1 pseudogene is annotated in these 1,549 nt (G+C 28.9%); it reads left to right on the top strand.

The annotated features are described in order from the left end of the window. The first annotated feature begins 319 nt into the window (after positions 1-319). Positions 320-801: pseudogene (locus tag CN514_RS23490) on the top strand (amidohydrolase family protein). Positions 802-1,549: the final 748 nt, after the last annotated feature.

The following is a 1,549-nucleotide window of genomic DNA, read 5'->3' as shown; positions in this document are numbered from 1 at the left end:
GTAGAACGTCGCCTGGTAAAAAAAAACATCAGCTATTAGGCTGATGTTTTTTTGTGTTTAAAAATGAAAATAAGGTTTCATGTCAATTTAAGGTGTTTTGGCCTGCACCTTTCAATTCACATGGTTCTTTTTTAACATTGCATTTAAAACTATATTCTTTTAACGATCAAGCTTACAAAAAGTTAATGGTAATGTCTTCATTCATGTTTGGAATATTGGATAAACCGATTTAAAGGTGTAACAACCATCCACAATTACCTTGTCTGGTTATTGTGGATGGTTGTTGCAATGAAGTTACAAAACATAATATTAACTATTTTTGTTTTCGAATTTACCACCCAACTATGTTGTAGAAGATTATCAGAATGAAACTGCTGATTTAAATATACTAGGTGGAGCGATTGTATCTGGTTCTTTTCAAGGATTTGACCAAGAATATTTATTAAACACACTTAAACAAATGGGTACAACATTTAGTGGTGTAACACAATTATTAATGTAACAGACGAAGAAATTATAAACTTGAATGTAAAAGGGGTAAAAGCATTACGTTTTAATATAAAACGAGGTGGTTCAGAAGATTTATCTAAGCTCGATTACTTTGCAAAGAGAGTTTAGGATTTAGTGGGATGCATAGTGAACTTTATATTGATGCAAAAGAGATGTTTGGTACAGTTTTGCCATCTACAAGAGCAAAAAGACCTTTTGAATATGTAGATATTGAATTAATTCAACTGCTATTTGATGAACAAGTTATCGATAATCATGTACACGAATGTTTTAAAATGGTATTTCAAGTAATTCAGCGTTAATTAGGTTTAGCTTTATAAAGAAAGTTAGAATTTCTATGTCGTGATCAATAGTCTACATTTACCCAAAATTCTTTTTGAACTTTTAGAAGCTATATCAAGTTGTATTCCCAACTCTGCAACGTTGGTGTAAGGTTCTTAGAATAATATTCATTTAGTAAAGTTCTTAACCCGCCTTCTATGGTTACTACATTTTCACTACAATTCGATTTACTTTTGACGTACCAAACTGTTGAAATAATTATTCATATACGATACTGGTGATTTTTTAATTTTGAAAATTATACATGTAGCTAATTCCGATAAAAGACAGGTGGTATTCTTTTTGGGTAATACTTTAAAAAAATTCAACTGCCAATATTCAAGGTAAGAGTAGTTTCTTATATGGTTAGTCCTTATCTATTTGTATTTAGTGAAACATAATAAAAATTGTTGTTTCATTCAAGGAGTATTTTAGAAACAGACGTCTCATTTAATAAATTTGTGCTGTATAAAGCGAAATACAGTCAACTTATTTATATAAAAACACTATAAAAGATTAAATACAACTTTTTATTAATTTTTTGTAAAGAAATGCTTGTAATCATTTGTACAAGATGGTATATTTGTTTATGTTGTCACTACAAAACAAGTTGGAATAACAAATAAATATAAAATAAGTTATTGACAGGTTGTTCAACAAAATGTTATTATATTAAAGTCGCTTCTAAAGTGGCAAAGTGAACTTTGAAAACTAAACA

Source organism: Bacillus sp. AFS001701 (assembly GCF_002559405.1).
In the GTDB taxonomy this organism is placed as follows: Bacteria; Bacillota; Bacilli; order Bacillales; family Bacillaceae_G; genus Gottfriedia.
The sequence above is the reverse complement of the archived record's forward strand: the minus strand, read 5'-3'. Positions and strand labels throughout refer to the sequence as shown.